This window comes from Enterococcus sp. AZ071 (assembly GCF_050499065.1).
GTDB lineage: Bacteria > Bacillota > Bacilli > Lactobacillales > Enterococcaceae > Enterococcus_A > Enterococcus_A ferrettii.
The window spans coordinates 309,895-326,806 of the sequence record NZ_JBIPAS010000001.1 but is presented as its reverse complement, the minus strand read 5'-3'; the positions used below and the strand labels follow the sequence as shown (position 1 = coordinate 326,806).

At 39.7% G+C, this 16,912-nt stretch carries 19 protein-coding genes and 1 pseudogene; 6 read left to right on the top strand and 14 right to left on the bottom strand.

Annotation, left to right across the window (positions count from 1 at the left end):
- Window position 1: 1 nt before the first annotated feature.
- Window positions 2-1,087, bottom strand: coding sequence for an ABC transporter ATP-binding protein (locus IGI49_RS01555; RefSeq protein ID WP_207702232.1), 1,086 nt, complete (start codon window positions 1,085-1,087; stop codon window positions 2-4).
- A 69-nt stretch (window positions 1,088-1,156) separates the two neighbouring features.
- A pseudogene (locus tag IGI49_RS01550) lies at window positions 1,157-1,700 on the bottom strand (helix-turn-helix domain-containing protein).
- A gap of 215 nt (window positions 1,701-1,915) precedes the next feature.
- On the opposite strand from IGI49_RS01550, the gene IGI49_RS01545 reads away from it, so the two are divergent.
- Genes IGI49_RS01545 through IGI49_RS01530 form a run of 4 tightly spaced genes read left to right on the top strand, consistent with a single transcriptional unit; the run spans window position 1,916 to window position 4,806 of the window.
- Entirely contained in the window at window positions 1,916-2,911 is a 996-nt protein-coding gene (locus IGI49_RS01545) for a YhdH/YhfP family quinone oxidoreductase (protein WP_207702230.1), read from the top strand.
- Window positions 2,908-3,630 carry a phosphopantothenate--cysteine ligase gene (locus tag IGI49_RS01540; protein ID WP_429963143.1) on the top strand — a complete coding sequence of 241 codons (723 nt, stop codon included), beginning with the start codon at window positions 2,908-2,910 and terminating at the stop codon, window positions 3,628-3,630. Before IGI49_RS01545 ends, IGI49_RS01540 begins: the two co-directional genes overlap by 4 nt.
- On the top strand, window positions 3,630-4,172 hold the full coding sequence (coaC, locus tag IGI49_RS01535; RefSeq protein WP_207702228.1) for a phosphopantothenoylcysteine decarboxylase: 543 nt from the start codon (window positions 3,630-3,632) through the stop codon (window positions 4,170-4,172). The genes IGI49_RS01540 and coaC overlap by 1 nt, the downstream gene beginning before the upstream one ends.
- Before the next feature lie 43 nt (window positions 4,173-4,215).
- Window positions 4,216-4,806 (top strand): ECF transporter S component, encoded by a 591-nt coding sequence (locus tag IGI49_RS01530; protein ID WP_242704371.1) that lies wholly within the window; start codon window positions 4,216-4,218, stop codon window positions 4,804-4,806.
- A 39-nt stretch (window positions 4,807-4,845) separates the two neighbouring features.
- Here IGI49_RS01530 and murB read toward each other — a convergent pair whose 3' ends face one another.
- Window positions 4,846-5,724 carry a UDP-N-acetylmuramate dehydrogenase gene (gene murB, locus IGI49_RS01525; protein ID WP_242704370.1) on the bottom strand — a complete coding sequence of 293 codons (879 nt, stop codon included), beginning with the start codon at window positions 5,722-5,724 and terminating at the stop codon, window positions 4,846-4,848.
- Between the two features lie 93 nt (window positions 5,725-5,817).
- Entirely contained in the window at window positions 5,818-6,732 is a 915-nt protein-coding gene (locus IGI49_RS01520; protein ID WP_207702225.1) for a Gfo/Idh/MocA family protein, read from the bottom strand.
- A gap of 131 nt (window positions 6,733-6,863) precedes the next feature.
- Between IGI49_RS01520 and IGI49_RS01515 the strand changes: the two genes are divergently transcribed.
- Both IGI49_RS01515 and IGI49_RS01510 read left to right on the top strand, forming a co-directional pair.
- Window positions 6,864-7,619: an exodeoxyribonuclease III gene (locus IGI49_RS01515; RefSeq protein WP_207702224.1), complete on the top strand. Its 756-nt coding sequence runs from the start codon at window positions 6,864-6,866 to the stop codon at window positions 7,617-7,619.
- A gap of 75 nt (window positions 7,620-7,694) precedes the next feature.
- Window positions 7,695-8,228, top strand: a complete 534-nt coding sequence (locus IGI49_RS01510; RefSeq protein WP_207702223.1) for a 3'-5' exonuclease — start codon at window positions 7,695-7,697, stop codon at window positions 8,226-8,228.
- 67 nt (window positions 8,229-8,295) lie between these two features.
- Here IGI49_RS01510 and IGI49_RS01505 read toward each other — a convergent pair whose 3' ends face one another.
- The 10 genes from IGI49_RS01505 to IGI49_RS01460 all read right to left on the bottom strand — a co-directional run bounded on the left by IGI49_RS01505 (window position 8,296) and on the right by IGI49_RS01460 (window position 16,878).
- Window positions 8,296-8,820 carry a GNAT family N-acetyltransferase gene (locus IGI49_RS01505; RefSeq protein WP_207702222.1) on the bottom strand — a complete coding sequence of 175 codons (525 nt, stop codon included), beginning with the start codon at window positions 8,818-8,820 and terminating at the stop codon, window positions 8,296-8,298.
- Complete coding sequence (gene tsaE, locus IGI49_RS01500; protein WP_207702221.1) at window positions 8,813-9,286, bottom strand: tRNA (adenosine(37)-N6)-threonylcarbamoyltransferase complex ATPase subunit type 1 TsaE; 474 nt, start codon at window positions 9,284-9,286, stop codon at window positions 8,813-8,815. The genes IGI49_RS01505 and tsaE overlap by 8 nt, the downstream gene beginning before the upstream one ends.
- A gap of 117 nt (window positions 9,287-9,403) precedes the next feature.
- A complete protein-coding gene (locus IGI49_RS01495) occupies window positions 9,404-10,159 on the bottom strand; it encodes a MurR/RpiR family transcriptional regulator (protein ID WP_207702220.1) in 756 nt (251 codons plus the stop codon).
- 79 nt (window positions 10,160-10,238) lie between these two features.
- Complete coding sequence (locus tag IGI49_RS01490) at window positions 10,239-11,915, bottom strand: glycoside hydrolase family 13 protein (RefSeq protein ID WP_207702219.1); 1,677 nt, start codon at window positions 11,913-11,915, stop codon at window positions 10,239-10,241.
- Window positions 11,915-12,334 (bottom strand): PTS sugar transporter subunit IIA, encoded by a 420-nt coding sequence (locus tag IGI49_RS01485; protein ID WP_429963142.1) that lies wholly within the window; start codon window positions 12,332-12,334, stop codon window positions 11,915-11,917. The genes IGI49_RS01490 and IGI49_RS01485 overlap by 1 nt, the downstream gene beginning before the upstream one ends.
- 52 nt (window positions 12,335-12,386) lie before the next feature.
- Window positions 12,387-13,196 (bottom strand): PTS system mannose/fructose/sorbose family transporter subunit IID, encoded by an 810-nt coding sequence (locus IGI49_RS01480; RefSeq protein WP_207702217.1) that lies wholly within the window; start codon window positions 13,194-13,196, stop codon window positions 12,387-12,389.
- On the bottom strand, window positions 13,189-13,989 hold the full coding sequence (locus IGI49_RS01475; RefSeq protein WP_207702216.1) for a PTS mannose/fructose/sorbose/N-acetylgalactosamine transporter subunit IIC: 801 nt from the start codon (window positions 13,987-13,989) through the stop codon (window positions 13,189-13,191). Before IGI49_RS01475 ends, IGI49_RS01480 begins: the two co-directional genes overlap by 8 nt.
- 15 nt (window positions 13,990-14,004) lie before the next feature.
- Window positions 14,005-14,481, bottom strand: a complete 477-nt coding sequence (locus tag IGI49_RS01470) for a PTS system mannose/fructose/N-acetylgalactosamine-transporter subunit IIB (RefSeq protein WP_429963141.1) — start codon at window positions 14,479-14,481, stop codon at window positions 14,005-14,007.
- A gap of 580 nt (window positions 14,482-15,061) precedes the next feature.
- A complete protein-coding gene (gene pta, locus IGI49_RS01465; RefSeq protein ID WP_207702214.1) occupies window positions 15,062-16,042 on the bottom strand; it encodes a phosphate acetyltransferase in 981 nt (326 codons plus the stop codon).
- Between the two features lie 155 nt (window positions 16,043-16,197).
- Window positions 16,198-16,878, bottom strand: a complete 681-nt coding sequence (locus IGI49_RS01460) for a uracil-DNA glycosylase (protein ID WP_429963140.1) — start codon at window positions 16,876-16,878, stop codon at window positions 16,198-16,200.
- Window positions 16,879-16,912: the final 34 nt, after the last annotated feature.

Sequence of the window (16,912 nt, the reverse complement as noted above, 5' to 3'; positions counted from 1 at the left end):
CCTACTCTTCATAGCTTTCTAAACGAGCATCAAATTCTTCTTCCGTTTCATTAAAACGCATAACATGAATATCTTCTGGTTCGAAAGCTAGGCCGACTTTAGTACCCTCTTTGGCTTTACGGGTAGAGTGTACCGTCCATTCATTGCCATCTTGGTCAATACCGACAATTTCGTAGTGAACGCCACGGAAGAGTTGAGTATTGACTGTTACTACCAGCTTCCCTTTTTCTGGTGAAGTGATGTTTAAATCTTCAGGACGTAAAACCACTTCCACTGGCTCATTAGGACGCATACCGCTATCAACACATTCAAATTCTTTGCCAACGAATTTTACCAAGTTGTCCTCAATCATTTCACCTGAAACAATATTACTTTCTCCCACAAAATCAGCTACAAAGTGATTAATCGGCTCATCATAAATATCCACTGGGGTACCGCTTTGAACAATTTCCCCTTTGTTCATCACAAAGATTTCATCGCTCATTGCTAAGGCCTCTTCTTGGTCATGCGTAACAAATATAAAGGTAATACCCAATCGTTTTTGTAACTCACGCAATTCATATTGCATATCCGTTCGCAACTTCAAATCCAAAGCGGACAACGGCTCATCCAATAAAAGGATTTTCGGCTCATTGACAATCGCGCGTGCAATCGCCACCCGTTGACGCTGGCCCCCAGACATTTCTGTAATTTCGCGGTTTTCATATCCCGGCAGTTGAACTACTCGTAAGGCGTCTTTGACTTTCTTTTCAATTTCACTTTTTGGCAGCTTCTTGATCTTCAGACCAAAGGCAACATTGTCAAAAACGTTCATATGAGGAAACAACGCATAATCCTGAAATACAGTATTCACCTGACGTTTGTTGGCTGGCACATCGTTCATTCGTTTACCTTCTAAATAAATGTCTCCTGCAGTTGCATCGGTAAACCCAGCAATGATGCGCAAAATAGTGGTTTTTCCGCAACCAGAAGGACCTAATAAGGTATAAAAGCGTCCCTCTTCTATATCAAAACTAACATTTTTCAATACTGTTTCATCATCGTATTCTTTTACGATATCGTTAAAAGAAATAATTATGTTTGCCATGACTCGCTCCTTTTCATCAACGAAGGGCTTCCTGAAAAAACTTCTGCTCTTCGCCTTTTATTAGTTAATTTATAAATACGACTCTGTCGCTACGATTAATACTTTAGTTGGTTTGTTGCCATGGTTTTGCAACCGATGCGGTTTGCTGGCCTCATAATAAATACTTTCACCGGCATTGGCGACAAAATAGTCGTCGCCAAACTGCAGCCCTATCGTTCCTTCTAAAATATAAATAAAGGTTTCTGATAAGGACGGAGAGAATTGCTTGTATTGACCGGCCTTCTCCAAAGTCAGCAAGATCGGTTCCATTTCTTTCTCATTAGACTCCGGGATCAGCCACTTAATGTGATACCCGTTGGTTTCGTCACTGTATGAAGTGGTGTCTTCTTCTTTATAAAGAATCTTTTGTTCACCGATTTTTTGACTGAAAAATTGTTCCGGTGTAACTCCTAAAACTGCTAAAATATCAAAAAAAGTTTCCATTGAGGGCGAGCTTAGGTTCCGCTCCAGCTGAGATATGTATCCCCTTGGACAAATCTGTCCGTTCCCCCAGCTCTTCTTGCGTTAAATTCTTTTGAATCCGTAAATTCTTCAGCTTCTCGCCTATTTCCATTAAGCCTCGCCCCCTTGTTTGGTAAAAGTAAACTTCTTGTTTAATAGCACCACTATAGTATACGAACTTTTTGATAAAAAGCAAGACAGAGCAAAGGTTTTCTTAGAATTCTCTAACCTGAATAATTTGTTGAAAAAAGAACATAGAAAGTTGCTTTTTCCGTGGTTTCCGCTAAGATGGAAGTAACAAACTTTTCTTAGTAAAGGAGTAATTACATGACCATTTATCGGCGGTTACGGGTAATAAAAGAGGAAACCATTACGACTGAAATTGAGAATTTTGAAGCCCCTGAGTTGCAGCCTGGTGAAGTATTGATTGCTGTCAGCTACTCAGGTATCAATTACAAAGATGCTCTTGCTACACAACCTAATACTGGAGTATTGAGAAGCTATCCTTTAACACCTGGAATCGATATGGCAGGTACTATTGCTGCTACCAACGATGACCGTTTCACTGTGGGTGATGAAGTTTTAGCAACCAGCTATGGCATTGGCGTTAGTCAAAATGGTGGGTTGAGTGAAGTGCAAGTTGTTCCTGCAGATTGGGTCGTGAAGCTGCCACAAGGACTCACTACAAAGCAAGCCATGACCTATGGAACTGCTGGATTCACTGCTGCCCTTGCAATTGATTCACTGGTACAGCAAGGTTTAACTAAAAAGAGCCGAGTACTGGTAACTGGTGCAACAGGTGGTGTGGGCGGCTTTGCCCTGCAATTTTTACAAACAATCGGTTGTCAGGAAATTGTTGCTCTATCTAGAAAAACGGATCAAAAGGATTACTTGACTCAGCTGGGAGCTACGACTGTAATAACCCCAGATGAATTCTTCCCAGAAAACAATAAACCTTTGAATAAACAGGTAATTGATTATGTAGTGGATACGGTTGGTGGCGAACAATTAGGCAAATTAATTCCTTTTGTTAATTATGGCGGCAGTATGGCGCTTTGCGGAAATGCAGGTGGACTGAAGCTAACGATGACTGTGCTGCCGTTTATCTTACGAGGAGTCAATCTATTAGGAATTGATTCAGTCGAAACACCCATGAAAAAAAGGGCAGCGATTTGGCAGAAAATGTCGAATGAATGGCGAGTACCTGATAGCATTAAAGTCCAAGAAATATCTTTAGAGCAAGTTCCAGAAACTGCCAAATCCATTTTAACTGGTAAACACATTGGCCGCACTTTAGTCCGTCCCGGGGAGTTAAAATCATGAGAATTCTAATTACAGCTGGCGGCACTACAGAGAAAATTGATGATGTGCGTGCGATAACGAACCATTCCAGTGGTCGCCTAGGAAAAACTATTGCTGAAGCTTTTTTGTCTGAGAATGCAACAATTGACTATATTACAACAAAACAGGCAGTTAAGCCCGACGATCAACGAGTAGCTCTCCACTTAGTTGAATCCACCAGTGAGCTCGCGGATAAATTGAATGAATTAATGACTGTCAACTGCTATACTGCAGTGATTCATAGTATGGCTGTGAGTGATTTTACGCCAGAAAGTTCCGTTACGATGGAAGATTTGCAGCAAACCATTGCCACTCATCCTGCTGATTTAGCCGCCTCTTTAAAGGCTAAAGATCAAGAGCGCACAGAGAAAAAGATTTCTTCCGACACCGATCATTTAGTGATCGTTCTGAAAAAGAACCCTAAGGTCATCCAGCAAATTAAAGAGCTGCAGCCAGAAACGATTCTAGTTGGCTTCAAGCTGTTAGTCGATGTCCCTATGATTCACTTGCTGGATGTTGCGAAAAAGAGCCTAGAGAAGAATCAAGCTGATTTCATTTTAGCGAACGACTTAGCGGAAATTAGTGGTGAGACCCATCATGGTTATCTAATCAATCAGCAGCATAAAGTAAAAGAAGCTCATACCAAGTCGGATATCGCTCAATTGATTAAGGAAGCAGTTTTAGAAAGGAAGAACGCGTAATGAAAACTATTCTTTTAGGAGTCAGCGGCAGTATTTCAGCCTACAAAGCAGCCGATCTGACCAATCAACTGACAAAACTTGGCTACCAAGTAGATGTAGTTATGACCCAAAGCAGTCAAGAATTTATCACGCCATTGACTATCCAGTCTCTTTCTCACCGTTTGGTTCACACGGACGTCATGGCTGAACCTGACCCAGCTAAAATTAACCATATTGAGTTAGCGAAGCGGGCTGACTTATTTTTAGTCGCTCCTGCTTCAGCCAACATCATTGGCAAACTGGCAAATGGCCTTGCGGATGATTTATTATCTACCGTAGCTTTAGCATTACTGCCAGAAACTAAAAAAATTATTGCTCCAGCAATGAATACCTATATGTATCAAAATCCGATCGTTCAAAGAAACTTAACCACTTTGCAAGAAGTCGGTTATGAAGAAATCCAACCCCGGGAAGCATTGCTGGCCTGCGGCGATTATGGCCGTGGTGCGTTAGCCAATGTTTCAGAAATCGTTGATCGAGTGATGAATTTGTTGAAGGAGTAGCACGGTGAAAAATATAAATATTAAAAGTTTTACTTTAACCGCTATGTTTTTAGCGATTATGATTATTTTGGCGATCACCCCGTTAGGTTTTATACCAATCGGGCCGATCAATGCCACTACTATGCATATTCCAGTCATTATTGCGTCAATTATTTTGGGTCCAAAAATTGGTGCTGGATTAGGCGGGATTTTTGGAATTCTTAGTCTAGCTCGTTCAACTATCGTTATTACTCCAATGTCCTTTGTTTTCTCACCTTTTATTGCGAATCCGCTAACAGGTCAGGGAGACTGGCGGGCTGTAATTGTAGCCATCGTTCCACGTATATTAATCGGCATTGTTCCCTATTTCGTTTACATTGGAATTAATCGTTTAATGAAAACAAAAGCACAACCGGTGAGTTTGTTCGTCGCTGGCCTAATGGGGTCCATGACCAACACCATCTTGGTAATGAACCTGATTTTCTTCTTTTTCAAAGACAGCTATGCAAACGTTGCTCAAGTCGCAGCAGATGCTGTTTATGGTGTCATTTTAGGAATTATTTTTGGCAGCGGACTCGTCGAAGCAATTGTGGCCGGAATTGCTACAGCAGCTGTTTGTGCGGTTCTTTTAAAACTAATGAAACAACCTAAATAAGAGGGTAGAGCCAGGCTCTACCCTCTTTTAACGCCCTTCTTATTGAGGATCTTCTCCAATAATTCGAACTTCAGTTTCTAATGTTACTTCGAACTTTTCTTTAATCACTTGCTGAATATGAGCAATCAATTCAATATAATCCGTTGCCGTCGCCTGATCAACATTTACAATAAACCCGGCATGCTTCATTGAAATTTGAGCCCCGCCCCATTTTAATCCTTGCAAACCGGCATCTTGAATCAGCTTACCGGTAAAATGACCTGCTGGGCGCTTAAATACACTCCCACAAGACGGATATTCCAGCGGTTGTTTTAATTGACGAAGCTCTGTCAATTCAGTCATACGTTTTTGGATACTATCATAATCTCCATGAGTCAGCTTAAACCGAGCATTTAAAACGATAGCGGGTTGGTCTTGGATCGCTGAATGACGGTAGCTAAAGTCCATCTGCTCTGATTTCCAAGTTTCAAAAGTTCCATCTGCCAGCAACACATCGACTGATTCGAAAACATCCTGCAGCTGTCCATCATAAGCGCCTGCATTCATAAAGACTGCTCCACCAATACTGCCAGGAATTCCGCAAGCAAATTCAAAGCCTGTTAACGAATGCTCTAGGGCAACATAGGTGGTATCAATCAGCTTAGCTCCTGCTTCAGCAGTGATTGTATCTCCTTCCACAGCAACCTTTGTCATGTCAGTAAGCATCATGACTACTCCTCGAATTCCGCCATCCTTCACAATTAGATTGCTGGCGTTTCCTAAAACCAACCAAGGGATTCGATTTTCACGGCAATAATCAACTAATTGTTTAATCTCTTTTTTATTTTTCGGAAATGCTAACACATCAGCTGGCCCACCAGTTTTAGTATACGTATAATCCATCAAAGGTTTATTTAGTAAAATGGTCATTGCAGGCATTGCCTCTACTAATTTTTTTCTATCCACATCATTTGTTCCTTTCTTGTGACATCCTTGTTATTTTAGCATGCAGATAACAATCTTACCAGCCCATTATAGTTGATGACGGATATGTCGATTAATCATCTCTTGGCACAAGCGATGACTTAACAATACATGTTCCTGTTTCAGGTCGACAGACTTATCCCCTTTTAATGCTGATAAGAATGCCAGTACCATTTGCTCAAAGCCGCGTTTCTCTAGAGCAGACGTCCAGTCACCAAAACGTTGCGTCGATTCTGTCGTATCTTCTCGAATAGTTAACTCGCTTAATTGATCCAGCACTAAGGTTTTGTCTGGACTGGTTACTTGATATTGCTCTGCTTTAGCACCACTTTTTAGATCCATGGTTAAGTAAGCTTCTGTTGTGGCATTAGTCAACAACATTCGAGCATAGGTCATCTTACCAGCTTCTTCGTAAATTTTGGTATGAATTTCACCTACATTTCCGTTTAGTAAATAAACACCTGTATCTACTAAATGAATAAACAAATCGTAAATGCCATAACCTATATCTAAAGGATGTTCTACCTCATTTTTTTCTAGTCGAATCGTTCGTTTATCTGCCAAACCATGTAACTGTTCCACCATCGGCGCAAATCGTCGATTAAAGCCCACCATAAAAAGCAGCTTTTTTTCCTCGGCTAACGCCATCAAATGTTTCACTTCTTCGTAGTTTTCACTGACTGGTTTATCAATAAAAACGGCTACATTTTCTTCTAAACATCGCTTTGCTAATGCGTAATGGGCACTGGTAGCCGCATGAATAAAGCATGCATCAAGTTTTTTAGCGAGCAATTCATCTACATTAGGCACTGTTTCTTGAAAGCGATATTTTTGTGAAACTTTTTTCCGCACCTCTTCCCGCCTTGTGGAAAAGATGAACGTTGCCTGATCACTCAGCTTGGCATAAGTAGGAAGATAGGCTTTCTGAGCAATGTCTCCTAAACCAATTATACCGATTCTCATATCACTGCCTCCTCGTCGATTTTTCGTGCATCTTTATTTTACCATTGGAAAGAGGATTCACAACCATTGCTTCTTTTATAATTGTTTCCCATCGGCTTTTTCGTTAGAATAAGGGAAAGGGAGGAATCATCTTGAAACTGATCTCATGGAATGTTAACGGACTGCGGGCCGTAATGAAAAAGAACTTTATGGATGTATTCAACGAATTAGATGCTGATTTTTTCTGTTTGCAGGAAACTAAGCTGCAGGAAGGGCAAATTGAAATGGATCTGCCTGGGTATTATCAATACTGGAATTATGCTGAGAAAAAGGGTTATTCTGGCACAGCCATTTTTACTAAACACGAACCGATAGCGGTCACTTATGGTATGAATCAAGAGGTCCACGATAATGAAGGACGACTGATTACATTAGAGTATGCGGATTATTATGTTATCACCTGCTATACTCCTAATTCCCAAAACGAATTGAAACGATTGGATTACCGGATGGAGTGGGAAGAAAGCTTCCTAGCTTATTTAAATGAACTAAAAACTAAAAAAGCAGTCATTTTCTGTGGTGATCTAAACGTTGCCCATCAAAATATCGACTTGAAAAATTGGAAAACGAATCAAAAAAATGCCGGCTTCACACCACAAGAACGAGAAAAGTTTACAAATCTGCTAGAAAATGGCTATATTGATACTTTCCGATACTTCTATCCAGAATTAACTGGTGTCTATTCTTGGTGGAGCTATCGTTTTAATGCTCGCAAGAATAATGCCGGGTGGCGGATTGACTATTTTGTTGTTTCTGATGATTTGAAAGAAAAGTTAACCGATGCCAAAATTTGGACTGAAATTACTGGCAGTGACCACTGTCCCGTAGAATTAGATATCAGCCTTTAAGATTTTTTTGAAAAAATGCACGCCTGCTACTCAATTGCTGCCTTTTGTGGTACAACTGAGTGGGAGGTTTTTTTGATGAACTTTATCGCAATGGATTTTGAGACTGCTAACTACCAAACTCATAGTGCCTGTTCGTTGGCATTGGTTATGGTAAAAAATAGTCAGATTATCGGAGAATATTATTCGTTGATTCAACCGGAAACGGATTTTTTCTGGAAAAACATTCAAATCCACGGCATTCATCCCGAAGACGTAGCTGAGGCACCTAAGTTTCCAGCGGTCTGGGACGAAATTCAGAAATACTATCAAGAAAATCGATTAATTGTCGCTCACAATGCCGGCTTTGACACCAAGGTCTTAGCAGGCTGCTTGGATTATTATCAAATTCCTCAGCCAAATTATTTATCTTTGTGTACCGTACAAACAAGTCGTAAGCTGTTCCCTGAGATGCACAACCATCGCTTGAATACGGTCTGCAGCGAATTATCGATTCCTTTGGAAAACCATCATGACGCTTTAGAAGACAGTCGTGCCTGTGCAAAAATTCTCCTTTACCAAGAAGAACACTTTGGTACTGATCCCCTGAAAAAATTAGTCAAAGCTTTATAATATATGACATACGAAAAAACCGAACAACTAGCAAATTTGCTTCTTGTTCGGTTTTTTATTTTTAAGTCTAGTCAATCAACAAGCTCATTAAATAAACATCCAGAAATTCTCCATGGTTACTACGAGCACCGCGAATCATCGTTGCTTCCTGTTGAAAGCCGAATTTCTGATACAATTGAACCGCTCGTGCATTTTGGGTCTGAACCGTTAACTCGAGCCTTCTAATGACTTGGCTCTCTTGCGCCCAATAAAGAATTTCTTCCATCAGCAATGAACCCAATCCAAGTCCCCAAAATTCCTTCAAAATACTAATCCCAATTTCACCGATGTGAGCTACCCGGTATTCAGCCGAAGCCTTCACTGAAGCATTACCCACCAGCTGATCATCCACAAAAACTACCAACAGCAAATTATTGGGGCTTTCATATAAGCTTTCCAAATGCACCGCCAGCATTTCTGGTGTCAAAGCCATCCCGGTTTCATCCATTACTAGGTATTCGGTTTCTTGAGCTACCTGCTGACTCAGCTGCAGCAAAGCTTCTGCATCATCAGGAATTGCTTCCCGAATCACAACATCCAAGGCTTCACTCATTTTCTTGCTCCCACACTTCCTGAATCCGTTCTTTTAATGCACTTCCCTGTTCACCATGTGCTATCAGTTCTGCTTTTCGTCTTTGATCATTCTCAATATCTTTATGTAACAGCAGCTCCAAAAAGTCTTCTGGCTGATAGTCTCCCAACTGGCGGCCCCACTCAATGACTGAAAGACCCTCACCTTCAAAATATTCATCTAAGCCTAAGTCATCAGCACCACTATCAATACGATAAACGTCCATATGGTATAACGGAATTTTCCCCTGTTGATATTCACGAATAATCGTATAGGTAGGGCTCTTAATCATTTGGACAATGGCCAATCCTTTAGCAATCCCTTTAGTTAAGGTGGTCTTCCCTGCGCCAAGATCCCCCGTTAAAATTAAATTATCCCCCGGCTCAGCAACTTCACCAATTATGATGCCTAAGCGTTCAGTTGCTTGTGTATCCTTTAAAATAATCACTCTGCGTAGCTCCTTTTTCCAATGATCTCTACCAGACAGTATACCGATTTACGGCAGGAAAGTAAAAAGAGAAACGGTGAGAATCCATTCTCCTTACTTCAGATCGAATTTGCTGTCTTACTCATCGAAAAGAACAAATTCCCGATATTTACGAGCTAAAATAGTCAAAATGATATTTAAACCCACCATCGAATTGCCACCACCAACTACTGGACTTGGTAAGTCCGAGGTTTCATAATATAGCTGAAAATCAGCTGCCTCACTAAGAAAGCTTTTACCAAACGAAGTGATGCTGCAAATTGGAACTTTGTTTAATTCCAAATTTCGAATGGTATCCTTAATCGCTGGTGTTTCCCCACTTAGCGATGTCACAATCACCAAATCTTCTTTAGTTAACGTGTGACTAATCATTTCGAAATTAGTTTCACCGGAAATTAAAAAGTTGGGTCGATTAGATAAAAATAGATCGTTGGCAAAATCTTTAGTGTAATTATTTTGAGTAAAACCTGTAGCATAGAGATGCAGTTGGTTTGCTTGTTTAATTTTATCCAACAGTGGTTGAAAATTGGTTTGTTCAGCATATTGAAATGTCTGCTCAACCTCTTTCTTCAAAGCAGCAACTAAATCGGTTGGCGCAATGGCTTTTTCTGAAAGAGACTGTTCAATGGCATATTTCATGTCAGAAAAGCCTCGGAAGCCTAATTTTTTGGCTAATCGCAGAACAGAGCTCTTAGAAGACAATAGCTTATCACCCAACTCGATAATCGAAAGCTTGATCACCTCCTGTCGATGGTTGCGAATATAATAAATCATTTCCTGTTCATTTTCGGATAAAGACTCGTAATTCACTTTAATATGCTGGTCAAAATTCATCAGTACACAGGCTCCTCTCTTCCTTATACTAGGAAAAAACCTGCGAGAAATCAAGTAGATCCTCGCAGGCTTCTAAGAATTAGTGTAAGTGATAAACGATTGCTTCATACGGTCGCAATGGCATTGTAGCAATCGGCTTGGCAGCGGTCTCTGTATAATTACTTAACAGTAAACTTGCTTCTTTTTTTAATAAATCTTGTGGCACACTGACATTTACCTTATCCTTACTGAAGGAACAAATAACTAATAACGTCTCATCTTGATACGTTCGCAGATAGCTATAAACAGCTGAATCCTCTTCATTGATCAAATGGTACTCTCCTAGTTGAATAATCGGATAGTCTTTCCGCAACGCAATCAATTTTTGGTAATAATAAAAAGTTGAATCAGGATCTGCTAGTGCAGCCTCTACATTAATCCAACGATTATCTGGTGAGTAAGCAATCCATGGCTTTGCCTCGGAAAAGCCGCTATTATCCTCACCGTTCCAAGGCATGGGTGTACGAGCATTATCACGAGATTTTAAATACACGGCTCTTTTTATATCTTCTGGTTTTTCTCCCGCTTCAGTCATTTCATGATAAAAATACTTCGTTTCAATATCTTGATAGTCCGTAATATCTGTGAAAGGTACATTCTTCATCCCCAATTCTTCCCCTTGAAAAATAAACGGTGTACCCTTCATCATATGCAAGAGAGTTGCCAGCATTTTGGCAGAGACTTCACGGTACTCTCCATCATCACCGAATCGAGTTACTGCACGAGGCTGATCATGATTGCTCCAATAGAGAGAATTCCACCCCCGGGCCAATTTATTCTGCCATTCGGTTAATGTGTTGCGCAAATCACTAAGCTTAAATCGAATATCTGAGAATTTGCCATATTTACCATAATCTAGGTGCATATGATCAAAGTGAAAAAGCATATTTAATTCTTTTCGCTCAGGAAAAGTATACAGCTGAGCTTGAGTGCTGTTGGTATTAGGTGTTTCCCCCACTGTCATCACATCGTAATGACGAAGAACTTCCTGGTTCATTTCTTGAAGAAATTCATGAACACGAGGACCATTTGAAGCTCCGGCATAATAAGATTTCGTGTAAGCCAAGGTATCCGGTGCTTCAGGGTAGTTAGGATCTTTACTAATTAAGCTGATGACATCCATCCGAAAACCATCAATTCCCAAATCAAACCATTTACGCATCATTTGGTAGATTTCTTGACGAAGAGCCTCATTCTCCCAATTCAAATCGGGTTGTTCCTTTGCGAAACAATGCAAATAATATTGATTGCGACTTTCAACATATTCCCAAGCAGGGCCGCCAAAGGTTGATCCCCAGTTGTTTGGCGCAGATCCATCCGGCTTTGGATCCTTCCAAATATAGTAATCAGCATATGGATTTTCTCGATCCTTTTTAGAAGCTGTAAACCATTTATGCAGATCGCTTGTATGATTGACAACTAAGTCTAAAATAATCCGAATATTTAATTGATGAGCTTTTGTCAATAATGCTTGAAAATCTTCCATGGTCCCATATTGAGGCAAAATTTTCTCATAGTCAGCAATATCATAGCCATTATCTATTAACGGTGAATCAAAAATGGGATTCAGCCAAATAACATCGATACCTAGTTTAGCTAGATAAGGTAATTTTTCAATGATCCCTTGAAAATCGCCAATGCCATCATTGTTGCTATCCTTAAAGCTTTGAGGATACACTTGGTAAACGACACTATTTTTCCACCATTCGGCTGTCATTATTCATCCTCCTCATCAAGGGTTTGTTGAGCTAAATAGTCATTCACATATACAATCTGCTGCTGTCCTTCCTGAATAGCCAGTCGCAGTTGTTCAGGTTCAATAGCCGCATCGCCTAATGGCAGCAAGCACGACATGATTACAGGTAGATTCATCCCGGCAATTAAATGAACATTGGGATAGGTCAAATATTTAGTAAAGTTTTGATTAACTGAACCACCTAATAAATCTGTGAAAATAATTGCTTCATCTTTTTCCGTTATATCTGCTAAAGCTGCCTCAATTTCTTCGTTCACAGGCATATTGGTGGTGTATGCGGCAATGGCTGTAATGTCCCCAACAGTTGGTATGATATATTCTAAGGTATCTTTCATGCCAATCGCTAAATTGTGATGGCTGGCTAAAATAATTTTTCGCATAAGCTGCTCCTTTTTTATCAGACTGAATATAGGCACTATCCAGTTCTTTTTATTAAACGGTCAACACACCAAAGAACGACAGGACTAACGCTAAGAGAATTACACCGAAAATAATTTGGATAACACTCATTTTTTTAGCTGCAATTAACTTGTAAACGGCTAATGTCAGTAATGCTGGAAGCAGTGCCGGCATGATACTGTCTAAAATTTGCGTTTGGATAGGTAATTTAACCTTTCCAGATTGAAATACTAAGCCAACATTGATCTTAACAACAGAAGGAATCAACGCCCCAACTACCGTCAAACCCATGATAGAAGCTGCCTCAGTAAAAACAGAAATTTTTGCACCTAAAACCGTTACTAGCTTAATTCCTGACGTATAACCAATTGAAAATAATTTGAATCGGAAAAATAGAAAGAAAATATTCAGTACTAGCCAGATAATGGCTCCTGTAGGATTTCCTTCAAGTCCCATATACGCAGCAATCGATCCCATAATGGTCGGATACAGCACCCAGACCAATGTATCACCTACCCCAGCTAAGGGTCCCATCATACCGGTCTTGAAGTTTTGTACCGCTTCTAAAGAATTTACTCCGTCCTTTTCTTCCATTGCTAAGCTGGCACCTAACAATAGATTTGCCATCCAAGTTGTCGTATTGAAATATTTGAATTGATTATTTAAAGAAGCTAGATAATCCTCATCGTTGGGATGTATCTTACGCAACGCTTTTTCTAGTCCATATACTACTGCTGGTCCCTGCTGATTTTCATAGTTGAAAATATTACAGGCCATAAACATATAACGGAACGCCGCTTGATTAATATCTTTTTTGGTCAATTTCGTTTCGGGATTATTCATCAAAGTCATCTCCTTCATCCACAATGCCTGTTTCTGTTGGTGCTTCTGGTGTGCTCTTTTTCATTTCAGTCGTAAAGAAGTAATAAGCTAAGGCAAAGCCAACAATTGAAACACCTAGTATTGGCAAATTGAGATAGGCCGCCAAGACAAAACCGATTAAAAGCATAGTCAAATATTTTTTAACTGGCATTACTTGCAGTAATAAAGCAATCCCGACTACCGGCAACATACTTCCAGCGATGGATAATCCATCAGTAAACCATTTCGGTACAAAATTCAAAATCAAATTAACAATCCGATCACCGAAAATCACGCACAAAGCCGTTGGTATTGCTGTGGACAAACCAAAAATGGCTGGTCCGATCCATAAAATACGATTCATCTTTTTGAAATTCATCTTATTTGCTGCATTTTGAGCAGCATGGGTTACATAAGTGTTCAAAATTTTTGCCAATACATCTAGCTGAATTCCCAACATTCCAACTGGCACACCGACTGCTAAAGCAACCGCTTTGGCTTCTTCAATGTTATTAGTTGTACGAATGGCCACATAGATACCAACTAAAGCAGCCAATCCCCAGTTCGGTACGGAAGAACCACCGATGTTAGCTACTCCTAACGCCATCAGCTGGAAGGTTCCGCCAATGACCATTGCTGTTGTCATGTCTCCCATAATAATTCCAGCAAAAAGTGCGACCATAATCGGAAACCAGGTTGTTACAACTAAACCCTGCTGATCCCAAACCATCCAAACGGATAGTGCAATGATTAATATTCCTTGAATAATTTCCATGAGATTGCCACCTTACTATTTAATGTATGTTGCTAAACTTTCTTCTTGATCGCCTGGGACAAAGTGAAAGGTTACAGGAATGCCCATTGCTTCCAGCTTTTTCAAGTCGTCTATTTCTTTTTGATCAACTGAAACCATTTTTTTAACTGTTTCTTTGCCTTCACCATCAAACATGATGCCAATGTTAACCTTTGGTATTTTGACACCGCCTTCAACTAAGCGAATAAGTGTTTCTGGTTCACGCACAATCATAAAAACATTGTGACTATCGTATTTGCCATTGTTGAAATTAGTAATTGCTGTGTCAACATCAATAATTGACATTCCTGTTCCCGCTGGCTTACTCATCCGCATAGCTGCTTTTTGAACTTCATCTTTGCTGACTTCATCATCCACTACCATTAAACGTTTGGCTTTCGTTGCTCCTGCCCATTGTGTTACGACGATTCCATGAATTAATCGTTGATCGATTCTTGCTAATACTAATCCCATATTATGTATCTCCCTTTTCTTGAAATTTGCCTATTATTATTTAAGCAACTTTCTTTTTTGTGATCGTTTACAAGTTGTAGTATAGGATCAAAAAGTATCTGAAACAATAGTTTGCTGCCTTTCTGGGAAAGGACTATTTTTCTTGGTATAAGTGTCATCATCGCGGGAAATTTCCCTAAAACCAGCACCTAATTTATTTATGCACAACTTTTCAATTTTTCAGTTGCTTAAATAAGAATCTTATATCGATCAAAGTGATCTCAATCTTTGCATTTTTCAACACCTCTCATTTGAAAGGTGCCCTTTCATTCAAATACAAAAATCACCGAAAAATACTTTTTCCGGTGATTATCATATATTGTATGTTTAATTAACTACTAGTTCCAAATTATGCTTCCTAAGTATTCTCACAATATTTTAGATGCCTTTTACCTGAATAATAAACCAAGATATACTAGTCAACGCAGCTTCACTATCACTGCTTAACAGACACCAACAGACTTAGGCAAACATTTCTTAAATCAGTAAACTGCATCAAAAAAGGCTGCCAAATGACACTTTAGCAGCCGGTAAATTTATCCTATTTCATTAATGTTTGAGCCGCGGTAATGATTGACAGCTTATAAACATCTTCTTCATTTGCTCCACGAGAAAGGTCAGAAACTGGTTTGTTTAAGCCCTGCAGGATTGGACCAATTGCCTCAAAGTTTCCTAAGCGCTGCGCAATTTTGTAGCCAATATTTCCAGATTGTAATTCTGGAAAGACGAATACAGTAGCCTGACCAGCAACATTTGAATCCGGTGCCTTTAATTGAGCAACACTTGATACGTATGAAGCATCAAATTGCAACTCACCATCAATAACAAAGTCTGGTGCCAATTCTTGCGCAATCTTAGTTGCTTCAACCACTTTATCTACTTCTGGAGCTTTAGCCGAACCCTTAGTAGAGAAGCTCATCATAGCAACTTTTGGTTCGATATCAAATAGTTCAGCTGTTCTAGCAGATTCTACAGCAATTTCAGCTAATTCTTGTGCATTAGGATTTACGTTAATGGCACAATCTGAGAACAAATATTTTTCTTGGTCCCTACCACGCAGCATAATCATTGCTCCGCTGGTACGGCTAACACCTGGACGAGTTTTAATGATTTGCAAAGCCGGACGGACAGTATCTCCGGTTGAGTGAATCGCACCAGAAACCATTCCTTCAGTAATACCCATATACGTTAGCATTGTGCCAAAGTAATTTTCATCTTTAAGGATTTTTTCAGCATCTTCTTTTGATACTTTTCCTTTACGACGTTCGACGAAAGCCTCAACCATTTCATCCCAGCGATCAAAAGATGCAGGATCAATCACTTCAAAATTATCTGCTTGCAATCCACGAGCCATTGCTGCTTTTGCAATTTCATCACGATTACCAACTAATACCGGTTCCAACAACTCTTCTGCTTTCAAACGAGCTGCTGCGCCTAAGATACGGGCATCTGTAGCCTCAGGAAAAACAATTTTAATCTGACGACGAACAATCTTAAATTTTAAGCTATCAAATAGTTCCACTTATAAAACCCTCCACATATTATTTACTTTCACATGATACACTACTTTTCAAAAAAAATACAGAAAAATTTTGCTGTATTACCAAAAAAACTTAGGAAACACTAAGAAAAAGCTGTTTTACTCTATTTGTATCTGTAACAGCAACCGTTGTCATACTACACTGTTTCAGGAAGCTGCCAGTTGATTGGTTCTTCACCCCAACCGATCAGTAATTCATTGGTTTGAGAAAAAGGCTTAGAACCTAAAAATCCCCGACTGGCAGATAATGGTGATGGATGTACCGACTTGATAATGGCATGTCGGCTAGTATCAATCATTGCACTTTTTTCCTGAGCCGGTTTCCCCCACAAAATAAATACAATCGGTTCTTCACGTTCATTCAGTTTTTTAATGACGGCATCTGTCAGCTGCTCCCAGCCCTTTCCTCGATGAGAATAGGCTTGTCCTTCTCTAACAGTTAAAACGGTATTCAACAGCAGGACTCCTTGTTTAGCCCAGCTGACCAAATTTCCATGATTAACGGGTGGAATTCCTAAATCACTTTGCATCTCTTTATAAATATTACGTAAAGAAGGCGGAATAGCTACTCCAGGTTGCACTGAGAACGACAGTCCATGTGCCTGATTGATACCATGATAAGGATCCTGACCCAAAATGACAACCTTGACTGATTCATAAGGAGTTAATTCCAAGGCCTCAAAAATGTGAAACATATCTGGGTGAATCTTTTGTGAACGATATTCTTCTTTTAAAAATTCGCGTAATTCCAAATAATAAGGTTTCTGAAATTCTTCCTCTAATACGTCCTGCCAAGAATTGTGAATGATTTTTTTCATACGATTCCCTTCTTCCTACAAAATTCTGTTAAAG